Here is a 14961-nt window from a genome sequence, read left to right on the forward strand (position 1 = left end):
CTTTGCACTAGGTGCCGCTCCGTGACGGGGCGGCACGGGGGCAGCGGACGGGCGCATTCGTCCGTTGCCATTCGAGTCACATGCAACCTAATGGCATGAATCGATGAACCTTCACGAGTATCAGGGCAAACAGCTGTTTGCCGATTACGGTCTTCCGGTGTCCAAGGGTTTTGCCGTCGACACTCCCGATGAAGCCGCACAGGCCTGCAAGAAAATCGGTGGCGACAAGTGGGTCGTCAAGGCACAGGTTCACGCGGGCGGCCGCGGCAAGGCCGGTGGTGTCAAGCTGGTCGAAAGCCCCGAAGCCGCCAAGGCATTCGCCGAGCAGTGGCTGGGCAAGAACCTGGTGACCTACCAGACCGACGAGAAAGGGCAGCCGGTCGCCAAGATCCTGGTCGAAAACTGCACCGACATCGCCAGCGAGCTCTATCTCGGCGCCGTGGTCGATCGCGGCACCCGTCGCGTGGTGTTCATGGCGTCCACCGAAGGTGGCGTCGAGATCGAGAAGGTCGCCGAGGAAACCCCCGAGAAGATTCTCAAGGCCGAGATCGATCCGCTGGTCGGCGCTCAGCCGTACCAGGCACGTGAGCTGGCATTCAAGCTGGGCCTGAACAAGGACCAGATCAAGCAGTTCACCAAGATCTTCCTGGGCCTCTCCAAGCTGTTCCACGACAAGGATCTGGCGCTTCTGGAGATCAACCCGCTGGTGATCACCGACGAAGGCAACCTGCACTGCCTCGACGCCAAGATCAACCTCGACTCCAATGCGCTCTACCGTCATCCGGACCTGCAGGCGATGCGCGATCCGTCGCAGGAAGACGAGCGCGAGGCGCATGCTCAGGAGTGGGAGCTCAACTACGTTGCGCTCGACGGCAACATCGGCTGCATGGTCAATGGTGCCGGTCTGGCCATGGGCACCATGGATATCGTCAACCTGAACGGCGGCAAGCCGGCCAACTTCCTCGACGTCGGCGGCGGTGCGACCAAGGAGCGTGTGGCCGAAGCGTTCAAGATCATCCTCTCCGACACCAACGTCAAGGCCGTTCTGGTCAACATCTTCGGCGGCATCGTGCGCTGCGACATGATCGCCGAGGGTATCATCGGCGCGGTCGAGCAGGTCGGCGTCAACGTGCCGGTGGTGGTGCGTCTGGAAGGCAACAACGCCGAGCTGGGTGCCGAGAAGCTGGCCTCCAGCGGTCTGAACATCATCGCTGCTACCAGCCTGACTGACGCGGCTCAGCAGGTCGTCAAAGCGGCGGAGGGCAAGTAATGAGTATCCTGATCGACAAGAGCACCAAGGTCATCTGCCAGGGCTTCACCGGTGGCCAGGGCACGTTCCACTCCGAGCAGGCGATCGCCTACGGCACCAACATGGTCGGCGGCGTCACGCCGGGCAAGGGTGGCCAGGAGCATCTGGGTCTGCCGGTGTTCAACACCGTCAAGGAAGCGGTCGAACAGACCGGCGCCGAAGCGTCCGTGATCTACGTCCCGGCACCGTTCTGCAAGGACTCGATCCTCGAAGCCGCCAATGCCGGCATCAAGCTGATCGTCTGCATCACCGAGGGTATCCCGACACTCGACATGCTCGACGTCAAGGTCAAGTGCGACGAACTGGGCGTGCGCCTGATCGGCCCGAACTGCCCCGGTGTCATCACCCCGGGCGAGTGCAAGATCGGCATCATGCCGGGCCACATCCACAAGCCGGGCAGGGTCGGTATCGTCTCGCGTTCCGGTACCCTGACCTACGAAGCGGTCAAGCAGACCACCGACCACGGCTTCGGCCAGTCCACTTGCGTGGGTATCGGTGGCGACCCGATTCCGGGTTCCAATTTCATCGATATCCTCGAGATGTTCGAGAAGGATCCGCAGACCGAGGCGATCGTCATGATCGGTGAGATCGGCGGTACCGCCGAAGAGGAGGCCGCGGCCTACATCAAGGCCAACGTTTCCAAGCCGGTGGTCTCCTACATCGCTGGCGTTACCGCACCTCCGGGCAAGCGCATGGGCCATGCCGGTGCGATCATCGCCGGTGGCAAGGGTACCGCCGACGAGAAGTTCAAGGCGCTGGAAGACGCCGGCGTCAAGACCGTGCGCTCGCTGGCCGAGATCGGCGATGCACTGAAGGCGGCGACCGGCTGGTAAGTCGCCGGCGCCCGAGACATCGCGTCTCCTCGAGTGGCCCGCCAGGTTAGCCTGGCGGGCCGCTTGTGTTTGGGGCGCTGATAGCCTTTGGTAAGCGCGAGCAGCCGAGATAGCTGCTGTCTGCTTGTATGGTGGACTGGGTGGCCGCTCTATGCCCGCTTGCGCTTGTTCATCATGCGCAGGAAGGCCTTGCCGGCGGTGGCGAGGAAGATCGGAAATCCTGCCAGCAAGTAGAAATAGTAGGTGACGAAACGCCAGATCAGCACGGCTGCCGCCGCGCTCTGCGCGCCGATCAGCGGCGTCAGCAGGGCCGACGACGTCAGTTCGGCGCCACCGGCACCGCCGGGCAGGAAGCTCAGTTGACCGGCGGCCATCGATACCATCTGCACCAGGAAGGTCCAGGCCCAATCGATATGCTGGCCTAGGCCTTGTACCACCAGATAGAGAATGCTGTAACGCACCAGCCAGTGGGCGCAGCAGAGCAGGAACACGCTGAACAGCAGCCAGCGGGGCAGGCGCAGGGTCTCCATCAGCGAGTTGCGAAAATGCAGCAGGCGACGGGCCAGACCGAATCGCGAGCGTCGCTTGACGTTGAGCTTGGCCAACCAGCGACCGGTGACCTGCATGACGCGCGAATAGTTATTGAGCGTCAGCCACAACAGAATGAGTGCCGTGATCAGCAGCAGCGTCGGCAGGCCGACCAGCCAGCCGAGCTCGAGATTGATGGCTTTGATCAGTACGTAGATCGCGACGCCGACCAGCCCCGACAGAAAGAACAGCAAATCGGTGAGCTGATCGACGGCGAAGATCGCCGAGGCCTGAGCCGGGCGAATGCCGCGACGGGCCAGCAGCCCCAGCAGCGTCAATGGCCCACCGGTACCGCCCGGTGTGGCACAGATGGCGAACTCGGTCGCCATCACGATCGAGAAGGCCCTGACCTGAGACAACCTTCCCGCGCGGCCCGCCAGCAGCAATCTGAGGCGTAGTGCATTGAGATTCCAGCACACGAAAACCATGCCCAGCATGATCAGTAGTTGCGAGGCGGGAAACCCGCGCAATTCGGTGACGATACCGCGGCCGCCGATCAGGATGGGTATCGCCAGCGCCGCCACCAGTCCCAGCGCCAAAAACCAGAGAATGCGTTTCATGCCGCGGGGCGGTCCTTGTTCGCCCGGTTGGCGAGATCGTCGGCGGCGAGGTCAGGGGCCCAATTAGCCAGCCACGCCTGCTTGGTCACGGGCAGCCGACCCTGTTGCAGCAGATGCTCAACGAGCTTTAGCCAGTAGGCATAGGACGGGCGGTGACGCATGTCGACAGGATGCAGTGCCAGCCGCAGCATCGACGCATGCTGGAAACGTCGATACTGGACAGCGCTGACGACACGCGACATCCCGCGCCGCCACGCACTACGCGCGCTCCATACGATGCTTGGTGCGTCCAGCGACGAGAAGGTCGGCAGACGGTACAGATGTTGCGGGTCGCTGGTATAGGTGAACGGCCGCTCGCGGAGCGCCCGGCGCGTGCCTTGGCTCATCAGCCAGGCGGGCGCGACGAAACCGCCATGCGGCCAGCCACAGCTCTCGAACTGGGTCATGCCGGCATCCAGCATTGCCCCCGCCTGCTGGTAGTCGAGGGTGTAGAACTCGCCCTCCCAGGTGTAGATCCGGCGCATGTAAAAGTCGCGCAAAGTGCGCGGGGCCGGTGCATCGTCGCGGTGGAAATAGCCATGCAGAGCCAGTTCATCGCCGCCGGCCAGACGAGCGTCGAGCACGCTGCGCAACGTGCGGCTGTCACGGCACTCGCCGCGGCCGTGGAAATTGGGGACCACCAGCCAGGTGATTGGAATCGGCCCGTAGCGTTCGCCGAGCTGGTCGATGGCCTCGACGAAGCCGCGATAATCGGGCCAGGTCTCCGGCGCGATATCGTGCAGTACCAGCGAGAAACGACGTTCAGCCATGCTGTGAACCCTGCTGCGCCTCCCCGGTGCCGGCAGTGGCGCTGGTCAGACGGCGATAATGGGAGAGTAGGCCATCGATGACGACATCCCAATTATGGTTGCGCTCGACGTAGCGGCGTGCGCGCCGTCCGGCATTCGAGGCATCATGATTGGAGAACAGTTCCCTTACCGCACGCGCCATGTCGGCCGGCGAGTGGGGCTCGCTCAACAGGCCACAGCCCAGCGGGACGTTCTCGGCCAGGGCGCCTGCCCGCGCTGCCACCACCGGGATGCCGCTGGCCATCGCTTCCAGCGCGACCAGGCCGAAGGTCTCCTGGGTCCCGGCATGCACCAGGGCATCGCTGGTGGCCAGCCACCCGGCGACTTCCTCGGTCGGCGTGTAACGATCGATGACGCTGACGTTGTCGGGCACCTGGCGCGGCATGTTCGGCCCCACCAGCAGCAGATGGTAGCCTTTGCCAAGCAGGCGCGCGGTCTCGAGCAGGTGGTGCAGGTTCTTCTCTCGCGAGCCGCGACCGACGAAGATCAACAGCCGGGTCTGATCGTCGATCCTCAGCCGCTCGCGCAGAACCGGATTGCGGTAGCGCGGATGGAAACTCTCGAGGTCGACGCCCAACGGCTGAATCGCGACCTGCTCGATGCCGAGCTGCATCAGGCGTTCGGCCATGACCCGGCTGGGGGCCAAGACCTGATCGAAATGGCGGTAAAGCCGGTAGACGTAGCGCTCCACCAGCTTGTCGGTGCCCTGGCCCAGCCGGTTACTGATCAGCCGGGGTAGATCCGAGTGATAGAAACCCACCACGGGCACATCCAGCTTGCGTCCGGCATCAAGCGCTGCCCAACCGGTGACGTAGGGGTCGCCGGCCTCGATGATGTCCGGGGCGATGCGGATCAGCTCTCGCTCCCAGCCGCGGCGGCGCAGCGGGAAGCGATAGCCCTGGCTGAACGGCAACGGTGGTGACGGGACCTCGTGAATACCGTCGTGCGTGAACAGCTGAGAACCGGGAATCAGCAGACTGCAGGTGATGCCGGGCAGTTTGGCCAGGCGCCGGTGCTTGGCGTCGAGGTAGGTACGAACCCCGCCACTGGCGGGGGCATAGAACATCGTGACATCGGCAATATGCAACGAGCCGCTCCTCTTCAAAACATTCCCTGTCGATACGGCGCATTCCTGAGAATGGCGATGACTCTACAGCAGTATATCGTGTCGCTGTCACAGGGCGTTCACACCATGGTGGTAGCCTGCCTTGTCTTCATGAGTGGGCGGGCCATTGATTGTCACTCCACCGGGCTGGCGACCAGCGAGCGTGTCGCTTCGCGCGCCTCGACGAGCTTGACGCGCAGCGTGCCGCCGAGCTGATAGCGCGGTTCACCGGCGATCGCGATGCGGCCTTCCTTGTCGTCGATCACGACCTGGTCGCGATCACTGTGCATCAGCGGCGCCGGTACGAAGGCGGTGGCACCGTTGGCGACCAGCCTCACGCGCATGCCGCCACGCCGGATATCGACGATGTCGGCGTCGAAAACCTCGCCCTTGTTGATGGCGGCGCCCAGGTAGCGCACGTAGAGCCAGTCTTTGACGTCGCGTTCGGCCATTCGGTTCAGTCGACGCCGTTCGGTGAGCTGTTCCGTCAGGCGCTGGCTGGCTTCCTCGGGCGCCGACTCGGACTTGAGCACGCGCTTGATCAGGCGGTGGTTGACCATGTCGCCATACTTGCGGATCGGCGAGGTCCAGGTGGCGTAGGCGGGCAGGCCCAGGCCGAAATGCGGGCCGGGGCGGGCCGACATGTTGGTATACCCCTGGAAGCGGCGCAGGCGGGCATCCAGCCAGGCGTCCTCGCGGCTATCCAGTGCCCGGCGTAGCTCGCGGTAGCGCGGCAGCTCGGCCAGCTGCTCGCGCTCGACGGCGATCTCCTGCGCGGCCAGGAACTCCAGCGCCTGATCGATCTTCTCCGGCTCGAAGGCGTGGTGCACGTTGAAGATGCCGTGGCCGACCTCCCTGGCCAGCAGATCGGCGCAGCAGGCGTTGGCGACGATCATCGCCTCCTCGATCATGCGCTGGGCGATCCGCCGCTCCTCGACGCGGATGCCGAGCACGTTGCCGGCGTCATCGAGATCGAAGACGTAATCCGGGCGATCCTTGAATACCAGCGTGTTGGCTTCGCGCCAGGCCGCCCGGGCCTTGGCCATCCCCGCCAGTGCCTCGAGCTGGGGCGCGACCGCCTCGAGCGGAGCCACGGCTTCGGGCTTGCCTTCCAGCCAGTCGGAGACGCTGTCGTAGACCAGCCGGGCCTGGGAACGAATGGTCGCGGCAAAGAAGCGATATTCGCCCAGCGAGCCGTCGCGCCCCACGTGCAGGCGACACGCCAGCACCGGGCGTTCGACATCCGGCTTCAGCGAGCACAGGTCGTCGGCCAGCGCTTCCGGCAACATGGTGATGTTCTGACCCGGCAGGTAGACCGTGAAGGCACGCGTGCGCGCTTCCTGGTCGGCAGGATGCGATTCGTCCACATAGGCGGTGGGATCGGCGATCGCCACCGTCAGCTCCCATCCCTCATCGCTGGGCTCGATGCGCAGGGCATCATCCATGTCGCGGGTCTTGTCACCGTCGATGGTGAAGAACGGCTCGGCGGTGAGGTCTTCGCGCTCCAGCCCCTCGTCGCGCAACGGCCAGGCTTCGGCGGCCGGCGGGCACTCCTGCTCGAGCGCATGGCGGGCCAGCGTCACGCGCCACGGCACCGTCGGATCGTCTTGCTTGACTACCAGCTCATCGATCTGAGTGAAGAAACCGCGGTCGTCGGGACGCAGCGGGTGACGAATGAGCCGGGCCACGACCCAGTCGCCATCGGCGATCGTCTGCTCGTCCAGCGAACGCTTGATGCGCGCCTTGAGCGGTTGATTGATCGACGGATGATCGGGAACCACCGCCAGGCGGCCGTCGCGCTTCTGCACCCGGGCGACGAAGCGATCCAGCGACGCTTCGATCAGCGCCTCCGGCTCGGCCTGCTTCTTGTCGCCGTCCTCCTTGATCGTCGCCTCGATGCGATCGCCATGCAGTACCTGCTTCATCGCGGGAGGTGGAATGAAATAGGAGCTACCGTCTTCGGCTTCGAGAAAGCCGAAGCCCTTGTCGGTGGCCTTGATGGTGCCCTGGACGCGGGGGGTATTGGCGCGAATCTGTTGCTTGAGCTGGGCCAGAAGAGCGTTGTTCTGCAGCATCGGATCGGATCGGTAGGTGGACGAGAGCGCCACTATACGGATTCCGCGGTTTTCACGCCAACCATTGGGCGGACATATCCGCGTCAAGATGCCGCCGAGGCACCATTCGACCAAAGGCATGAGTCTGGTGGTTGGCGAATTGGTATTGAAATGGTTATGTTGGTGGTCTTGAAGTGGTATTGCCTTTACAAGGACACCGCACCGATGCTTTCGCGACTGCGCCTCGACGCCAACCAGCCGACACCGCTCTACCGTCAGCTCGCTCATCAACTGGTCGAAGCGATCGAGGCTGGCGATTGGGAAGCCGGCGAGGCGCTGCCTTCGGAGCGTGTGCTGGCGGAAACGCTCAACGTCTCGCGCATCACCGCGCGCAAGGCGCTGGATCGGCTGGTGGCGCTGGGCCTGATCCAGCGAACGCGTGGTTCCGGCACCTTCATCGCACCACGTCTCAACCAGTCGTTGACGCGCTTGACCAGCTTCACCGAACTGTTGACCCAGCGCGGGCACCGTCCGAGCTCACGCTGGCTGAGCCGGCGCTTGGGCACGCCGACGGCGGAGGAGAGCCTGCGCCTGGGATTGGGTGCCGACAGCGAGGTGGCGCGCCTCAAGCGGCTGCGCCTGGCCGACGACGTGGTGGTGGCGGTGGAGGAGAGTTGTCTGCCACGCCAGGTGCTGGCGGATCCGGAAAGCGTGACTCACTCGCTCTACCGTCATCTGGAAAACCTCGGAGCGCCGATCGTGCGGGCGCTGCAGCATGTTTCCGCGATCAACGCCGACGCCGAGCTGGCCGCGCTGGCGGAAGTGCCCGAATCCCAGGCGCTATTGATGATGACGCGATTGGGCTATCTCGCCGATGGCCGTCCGGCGGAACTGACGGTGACCTACTGTCGCACGGATTACTACGACTTCATGGTCGAACTGACGCAATGACCTCGCTCGAGCAGGAAGGATGCATGCTATACGGCAACGTTCTGACTCCCCAGGGTTGGCGGCTCGGCAATATCGTCTGGCGCGAAGGGCGTATCAGCGCCATCGAGGGCGAGCCGGTCGATCCGCAAACCAATGACCGGCCACGGCTGTTGCCGGGCTTCGTCGACCTGCATGTCCATGGCGGCGGTGGTGCCGATGCCATGGAAGGCGGTGATGCCGCCGCGACGCTGGCGCGCACCCACGCGCGCTTCGGCACCACCAGCTTGCTGGTGACCACCATGACGGCGCCGCAGTCCGAGATTCGTCGTGTGCTGATCGACATCGACCGCCTGATCCGCACACCGCTACCGCATGCCTCGCGGCTGCTCGGTGTGCATCTCGAGGGGCCCTATATCAATCCCGGCAAGCTGGGCGCCCAGCCGCCTTATGCGCATCCCGGAGTGATCGAGGAAGTCGACGAACTGCTGGCGCTGGCACCGATCCGGCTGTTGACGCTGGCGCCGGAACTGGCCGGGCATTTCGAGCTGATCCGCCATCTGCGCAGCCGCGGCGTGCGCGTGCAGATGGGCCACTCGCTGGGCAGCTACGAAGAGGGCGTCGCCGGGCTCGAGCACGGCGCCCAGGGCTTCACCCATCTATTCAACGCCATGACCGGGTTGCACCACCGCAAGCCGGGCATGGTCGGCGCCGCCCTGGCGCATGCCGAGTACGCGGAGATCATTCCCGACCTGCTTCACGTTCATCCCGGTGCGATCCGTACCGCCTTGCGCTGCATCCCCTATCTCTACGGCGTCACCGATTCCACCGCCGCGGCCGGCATGCCCGATGGCGAATACCGGCTGGGCGAGCAGCACGTGACCAAATGCCTGGGTGGCGTGCGCCTGGCCGACGGCACCCTGGCCGGCAGCACCCTGACCATGGATCAGGCGCTGCGCAACCTGGTCAAGATCGGGCTCGACCTGGAGGACGCCTCGAAGCGGCTGTCGCGTTATCCGGCCGAGTTCCTGGGCGAGCGCGATATCGGCCGGCTCGATGTCGGCTGCCGCGCCGATGTGCTGGTGATGGATCCCCAACTCAATCTCGACGCCGTTTACGTGGATGGCGAGTGCGTCCATACGGCGGCGTCCGCACCATCGGCGGCCGCTGCGCCGCAGGAGACTCCCTGATGTCGTTGATGCTGGAAGAGGCCCGCAGCGCCCCGGAGCGGTTGCAGGCGCAATGGCAAGCCAATGCCAAGTCAGTGGCCGAGCTCGGTCGCGAGCTGCGCGAAGCCGATCCACGCGGCGCGATGACCGTGGCCCGGGGCAGTTCCGACCATGCCGCGGCCTACTTCGCCTACCTCGGCATGAAGCGCCTGGGACTGCCGATCGCCTCGCTGCCGCCGTCGCTCACCACGCTGGCGCGGGCGCCCTGGCGGGTTGGCGGGCAACTGGCGGTGGCGATCTCGCAGTCCGGGGCCAGCCCGGACCTGGTCGCCACCCAACGGGCATTGGCCGCCGGCGGTGCGCGCACGCTGGCGTTGGTCAATACCGCCGGCTCGCCGCTGGCCGAGGTCTCCGAACGTGAATTGCCGCTGCATGCCGGTGTCGAGAAGAGCGTGGCCGCGACCAAGAGCTATCTCGCCACGCTGGCCGCCTGCGCCCACCTGCTGGGCGCATGGATCGAGGATGCATCGCTCCTCGCCGCCCTCGAACGGCTCCCGGAACGGCTGGCGCAAGCGGCCAGCGTGTCCTGGGAGCCGGCGCTGGGGGCGTTGGCCGGCGCCGACAGGCTGATGGTGATCGGGCGTGGCGTCGGACTCGCCATCGCCCAGGAAGCCGCGCTCAAGTTCAAGGAGAGCTGTGCCATTCAGGCCGAGCCGTTCAGTGCCGCCGAGGTGCGCCACGGGCCGATGGCGTTGATCGGACCCGGCTATCCGGTGCTGGTGTTCGCGCCGCCGGGGCCGGATCAGGCCGGGCTGCTCGAACTCGCCGAGTGGCTCGAGAGCGTAGGCGCCAAGGTGCTGCTGGCGGCCGACGACGGCGTCGCCTCGCGCCAGTTGCCGCTGATCGATGCCGGTCATGACGATCTGCAGCCGCTGTCGGTGATTCAGAGTTTCTACGTCATGGCGGCCGAGCTGGCGGTGGCGCGGGGCGGCGATCCGGATCGGCCCAGGCACCTGAAGAAAGTCACCAGGACGCTGTAAGAGCCCGTTCACAATCTGCTGCGCGTCGGCCAGGTCGAGTCGGAACAACAAAAAGCAGGAGTCATCCATGTCATCTACCTCATCCATTCTCCAGGCCCCGCTGCGGGGTGTCGTGGTCCCGCTGGCGGAGGTGCCCGACCTGGTCTTTGCCGAAGGCACGATGGGTCCCGGCATCGCCATCGATCCGCTGAGCGAGACGCTTCATGCACCCTGCAATGGCGAGGTCATCCAATGCGCGCGGGCTGCCCATGCGATCACGCTACGCGACGCCAACGGTGCCGAATGGCTGCTGCATATCGGGCTCGACACCGTCGATCTGAACGGCGAAGGGTTCGAACTGCTGGTGGCAGAGGGAGAGAGAGTCTCCGCCGGCGATCCGTTGTGTCGCTTCGAGGCCGACCGCCTGGCGCAGCGGGCGACGGCGCTGATCACGCCGCTGATATTGACCAATGCCGAGGGCCGGACGCTGGAAACCCTGGTCGAACCCGGCATGACGGTCGAGCGGGGAGAAGACCTGCTGCGGTGGCAAGCGCCCGAGAGCGCCCAGGCCGCGGCGGTCGCCGATGACCCGGCGGGTCACGAGGCGGGTCATCGGGCCAGTGGCGAGGTCGTGGTCGGATCGTCGAGCGGGCTGCACGCGCGTCCCGCGGCCCGGCTGCGCGCCATCGCCCGCGATCACCAAGTCGAGCTGGCGCTGACCGCCCCCGACGGCCGCGAGGCCAAGGCGACGAGCCTGAGCGCCTTGCTCAACCTTGGTCTGCTCCAGGGCGATCGGGTGAGCGTGGCGGCCCAGGGCGCTCGGGCTCGGGCCGCCGTGGACGCGGCCGTGGAACTGCTTGGTCATGCCGAGGCGGGGCCGGGCGAGGGCAACACGTCGCGTGCGCCAGCCGGCGAGAGTACGCCGGGCAGGTTGACGGGGCTTATGGCCAGCCCGGGCATCGCCGTCGGGCCGCTGCGGCACTACGATCCGCCGCTGCCCGTCGTGGCGGAAACGGCAACGGACCCGCAGGCCGAGTGCCGGGCGCTCGACGCTGCGCTGGAAGCGGTTTCGGCTTCGCTGAGCCGGGCTCACGAGACGGCGCGGCGCCAGGGGCAAGGGGCCGAGGCGGAAATATTCGAGGCGCATCAAGCCTGGCTGCAGGATCCGGATCTGCGCGCGGCCGCCGAAGCGCGGATCGATGCCGGACGCGGTGCCGGCCAGGCCTGGTTCGAGGCGCTCGAGGCGGAAGCCGAACGCCTGCGTGCCAGCGGCAACGCGCTGCTGGCGGCACGGGCCGACGATCTGCGCGACCTTCAGCGCCAGGTGATGCAGCACTTCGCTGCCGACCAGCCGGAGGTTTCCGATGCCATCGAGGGTGCGATCCTGGTCGCGCGGGAGATCGCACCGTCGCAGTTCGTCGCCGTGGCCGATCGCATCCAGGGCCTGTGCCTGGCCGCCGGCGGCACCACCTCGCACGTGGCGATTCTCGCGCGGGCCCGGGGCGTGCCGTGCCTGGTGGCGATGGGGGAGGCGCTGCTCGAGGCCGAGGGCGAACGCGCCTGTCTCGACGCGACGCGCGGCGTACTCGAACTCGCTCCCGATGACACGAGGCTCGCGGCAGTCGAACGCCAACGCGAAAGCCTGGATCGCCAGGCGGCGGCGGAGCGGGCGGCGGCGGCCGAGCCGGCAATAACGCAAGATGGCCGTCATGTGCAGGTGGCCGCCAACGTCGGTTCGGCATGGGAAGCTGGCGAAGCCGCCGCGGCCGGGGCCGATGGCATTGGCCTGATGCGCAGCGAGTTCCTATTTCTCGAGCGCCACACCGCGCCGGATCTGATCGAGCAACAGACGGAATACCAGGCTGTGGTGGAGGCGCTGGATGGCAAGCCGGTGATCGTGCGCCTGCTGGACATCGGCGCCGACAAGCAGCTGCCCTATCTGGCGCTGCCGGCGACGCCCAACCCGGCGCTGGGCGAGCGCGGCGTGCGCTTGTGGCAGTCCCGGCCCGAATTGTTCGAGACCCAGCTCGACGCCTTGCTGGAAGCCGGCCGCCAGGCGCCGGTGAGCGAGGACGGCCTGCCAGCGCTGCGTCTGATGGTGCCGATGATCAGCGAGGTCGGCGAGCTGCGCTGGGTTCGCGAACGGCTGAACGCCCGCGCGGCGGCGCTGGGCATCTCGCCCGTGCCGCCGCTCGGGGCGATGATCGAGGTGCCCTCCGCCGCGCTGTGTGCCGCCAGCCTGGCTCGCGAGGCGGACTTTCTCTCCATCGGCACCAACGACCTGACCCAGTACGCGCTGGCGATGGATCGCGAGATCGCATCGCTGGCGGCGCGCAGCGACGTGCTTCATCCCGGGGTGCTGCGGCTGGTCGCGGCCTGCCTGGAGGGCGCCGCCGGACGCTGTCCGGTCGCTGTCTGCGGTGCCGCGGCCGGCGACCCGCTGGCCGGCGCGTTGCTGGTCGCCATGGGCGTCGACGAACTCTCCGTCGAGCCGGGGCGGGTGGCGGCGGTCAAGGCGGCGCTACGCGAGCTCGACGCTGGCGGGTTGCAGGCACGCTTGCCCGAGCTGCTGGCGCTCGATGACGCCAGCGAGGTGCGTAGAGCGCTTTCGCGCCTGCTGAATGCCGGCGCTGCGACAGCAGGCGACTCCGCCCAAGTCGCCGATGACATCACAACAAAATCCTGAGGAATCCGTCATGACCACGACCTTCGGTTCCCGACTCATGGCCGGCCTGCAGAAGCTCGGCCGCTCGCTGATGCTACCGATCGCGGTGCTGCCGGTGGCGGGGCTGCTGCTGCGTCTGGGACAACCCGACCTGCTCGATATCGGCTTCATCGCCAACGCCGGTAACGCGATCTTTTCCAATCTGGCGCTGATCTTCGCCATCGGCGTGGCGATCGGTTTCGCCGACGACGACAACGGTGCCGCCGGTCTCGCCGGCGTCGTCGGCTACCTGGTGCTCAATGCGGTACTGGAAACGCTCAATCCCGACATCAACATGGGCGTGCTCTCCGGCATCATCATTGGTAGCATGGCCGGGGTGCTCTACAACCGCTACAAGGCAATCAAGCTGCCGGACTATCTGGCTTTCTTCGGCGGGCGCCGTTTCATTCCCATCGTCACCGGGCTCTCGGCGGTGATCCTGGGCGGGCTGTTCGGCGTGATCTGGCCGCCGGTCCAGCAGGGCATCGACCAGCTCGGGCAATGGCTGATCGATGCCGGTGACCTGGGACTGTTCGTCTACGGCGTACTCAACCGCATCCTGATCGTCACCGGGCTGCACCATGTGCTCAACAGCTTCGTATGGTTCGTGTTCGGCAGCTACGACGGCGCCACCGGCGATCTCAACCGCTTTTTCGCCGGCGATCCGACGGCGGGCAGCTTCATGGCCGGTTTCTTTCCGGTGATGATGTTCGGGCTGCCGGCGGCGGCGCTGGCGATGTATCACGCCGCACCCAGGTCGCGTCGGGCGCAGGTCGGCGGATTGTTGCTGTCGCTGGCGCTGACCGCCTTCCTGACCGGTGTCACCGAGCCGATCGAATTCTCCTTCATGTTCCTGGCGCCATTGCTGTATGCCATGCATGCGGTGCTCACCGGCATCTCGATGGCGGTAATGAACATGCTCGACGTCAAGCTCGGCTTCACCTTCTCGGCGGGGGCATTCGATTACGCGCTCTCCTACGGCCTTTCGACCAACGGCTGGATGATGATCCCGGTCGGCCTGATCTACTTCGTGCTCTATTACGTCGTGTTCCGCTGGGCGATCGTGCGCTTCGACCTGCCGACGCCGGGGCGCGAGCCGCAGCTGGCCAGCGCCTCCGCCTCCGCCCCCGTCGGCGCCGGGGCAGGCGAGCGCGGCCCGGCCTTCGTCAAGGCGCTGGGCGGCGCGGCCAACCTGGTCAGCGTGGGCGCCTGCACCACGCGCCTGCGTCTGGTGACGAATGACGACAGCGCCATCGACGAGCCGAGGCTCAAGGCGCTCGGCGCGCGCGGCATCCTGCACTTGCGCGGCGGCGGACTGCAGGTGATTCTGGGACCGATCGCCGACGCCGTCGCCGACGATATCCGTATCGCGGTACGCGACCACGGCAAGACGCTCGAGACCCCGGCGGCGGCCGCGAGCGACGCCGCGCTCAGCGACGCCAGATTGGACGAGGACTCCCGCCGCGCATGGCTCGCGGCGCTGGGGGGAGCGGACAACATCCGCAGCATCGCTGCCGTGGCGGCGACTCGCCTACGCCTGGAGTTGGCCGAACGAGATCGACTCGATGAGACTGCGCTGAACTCGTTGGGCACCGCCGGTATTCAACGGCTCGAGAGTGGCGTGATTCATCTGGTGGTCGGGCGCCAGGCGGATGCGGTTGCTGCCGGGCTTCGCCCGGAGCTGTAAGCAGAAACAGCTTTGAGCCATAAGGAAACCAGCTTTAAGCCATAAGCTTTAAGCTGTAAGAAAGGCCAAAAACGGAAAAGCCAGGTCAAAACCGTTTGTTTCACTGGGAGACGGTGGTTGCGTCCTGGCTTACGGCTTACGGCTTACGGCTTACGGCT

Annotated in this window: 11 protein-coding genes; 7 read left to right on the forward strand and 4 right to left on the reverse strand. The window is 66.1% G+C overall.

Annotation, left to right across the window (positions count from 1 at the left end; translation table 11 throughout):
• The first annotated feature begins 103 nt into the window (after positions 1–103).
• Together sucC and sucD are read left to right on the forward strand one after the other, a co-directional pair.
• Complete coding sequence (sucC, locus tag DOM57_RS01175; RefSeq protein ID WP_110647410.1) at positions 104–1270, forward strand: ADP-forming succinate--CoA ligase subunit beta; 1167 nt, start codon at positions 104–106, stop codon at positions 1268–1270.
• The gene (gene sucD, locus DOM57_RS01180) at positions 1270–2142 is read left to right on the forward strand and encodes a succinate--CoA ligase subunit alpha (protein WP_110647411.1); all 873 of its coding nucleotides are present in this window, start codon (positions 1270–1272) and stop codon (positions 2140–2142) included. Before sucC ends, sucD begins: the two co-directional genes overlap by 1 nt.
• 149 nt (positions 2143–2291) lie before the next feature.
• Here sucD and DOM57_RS01185 read toward each other — a convergent pair whose 3' ends face one another.
• From DOM57_RS01185 to DOM57_RS01200, 4 genes are all read right to left on the reverse strand, one after another.
• On the reverse strand, positions 2292–3290 hold the full coding sequence (locus DOM57_RS01185; protein WP_110647412.1) for a glucosaminyl phosphatidylglycerol flippase: 999 nt from the start codon (positions 3288–3290) through the stop codon (positions 2292–2294).
• A complete protein-coding gene (locus DOM57_RS01190) occupies positions 3287–4099 on the reverse strand; it encodes an N-acetylglucosaminyl phosphatidylglycerol deacetylase (RefSeq protein ID WP_110647413.1) in 813 nt (270 codons plus the stop codon). Before DOM57_RS01190 ends, DOM57_RS01185 begins: the two co-directional genes overlap by 4 nt.
• Positions 4092–5225, reverse strand: a complete 1134-nt coding sequence (locus DOM57_RS01195; RefSeq protein ID WP_110647414.1) for an N-acetylglucosaminyl phosphatidylglycerol synthase — start codon at positions 5223–5225, stop codon at positions 4092–4094. Before DOM57_RS01195 ends, DOM57_RS01190 begins: the two co-directional genes overlap by 8 nt.
• Before the next feature lie 152 nt (positions 5226–5377).
• Positions 5378–7318, reverse strand: coding sequence for an exoribonuclease II (locus tag DOM57_RS01200; protein ID WP_110647415.1), 1941 nt, complete (start codon positions 7316–7318; stop codon positions 5378–5380).
• A 204-nt stretch (positions 7319–7522) separates the two neighbouring features.
• Between DOM57_RS01200 and DOM57_RS01205 the strand changes: the two genes are divergently transcribed.
• From DOM57_RS01205 to nagE, 5 genes are all read left to right on the forward strand, one after another.
• Positions 7523–8248, forward strand: a complete 726-nt coding sequence (locus DOM57_RS01205) for a GntR family transcriptional regulator (protein ID WP_110647468.1) — start codon at positions 7523–7525, stop codon at positions 8246–8248.
• Between the two features lie 23 nt (positions 8249–8271).
• A complete protein-coding gene (gene nagA, locus DOM57_RS01210) occupies positions 8272–9414 on the forward strand; it encodes an N-acetylglucosamine-6-phosphate deacetylase (protein ID WP_110647469.1) in 1143 nt (380 codons plus the stop codon).
• A complete protein-coding gene (locus DOM57_RS01215) occupies positions 9414–10433 on the forward strand; it encodes an SIS domain-containing protein (protein WP_110647416.1) in 1020 nt (339 codons plus the stop codon). Before nagA ends, DOM57_RS01215 begins: the two co-directional genes overlap by 1 nt.
• 67 nt (positions 10434–10500) lie before the next feature.
• Positions 10501–13098: a phosphoenolpyruvate--protein phosphotransferase gene (ptsP, locus tag DOM57_RS01220; protein WP_110647417.1), complete on the forward strand. Its 2598-nt coding sequence runs from the start codon at positions 10501–10503 to the stop codon at positions 13096–13098.
• A gap of 10 nt (positions 13099–13108) precedes the next feature.
• Positions 13109–14803, forward strand: a complete 1695-nt coding sequence (gene nagE, locus DOM57_RS01225) for an N-acetylglucosamine-specific PTS transporter subunit IIBC (protein WP_110647418.1) — start codon at positions 13109–13111, stop codon at positions 14801–14803.
• The last annotated feature ends 158 nt before the right edge of the window (positions 14804–14961 follow it).

The sequence above is a fragment of the Salinicola peritrichatus genome, from assembly GCF_003206715.1.
Lineage (GTDB): Bacteria > Pseudomonadota > Gammaproteobacteria > Pseudomonadales > Halomonadaceae > Salinicola > Salinicola peritrichatus.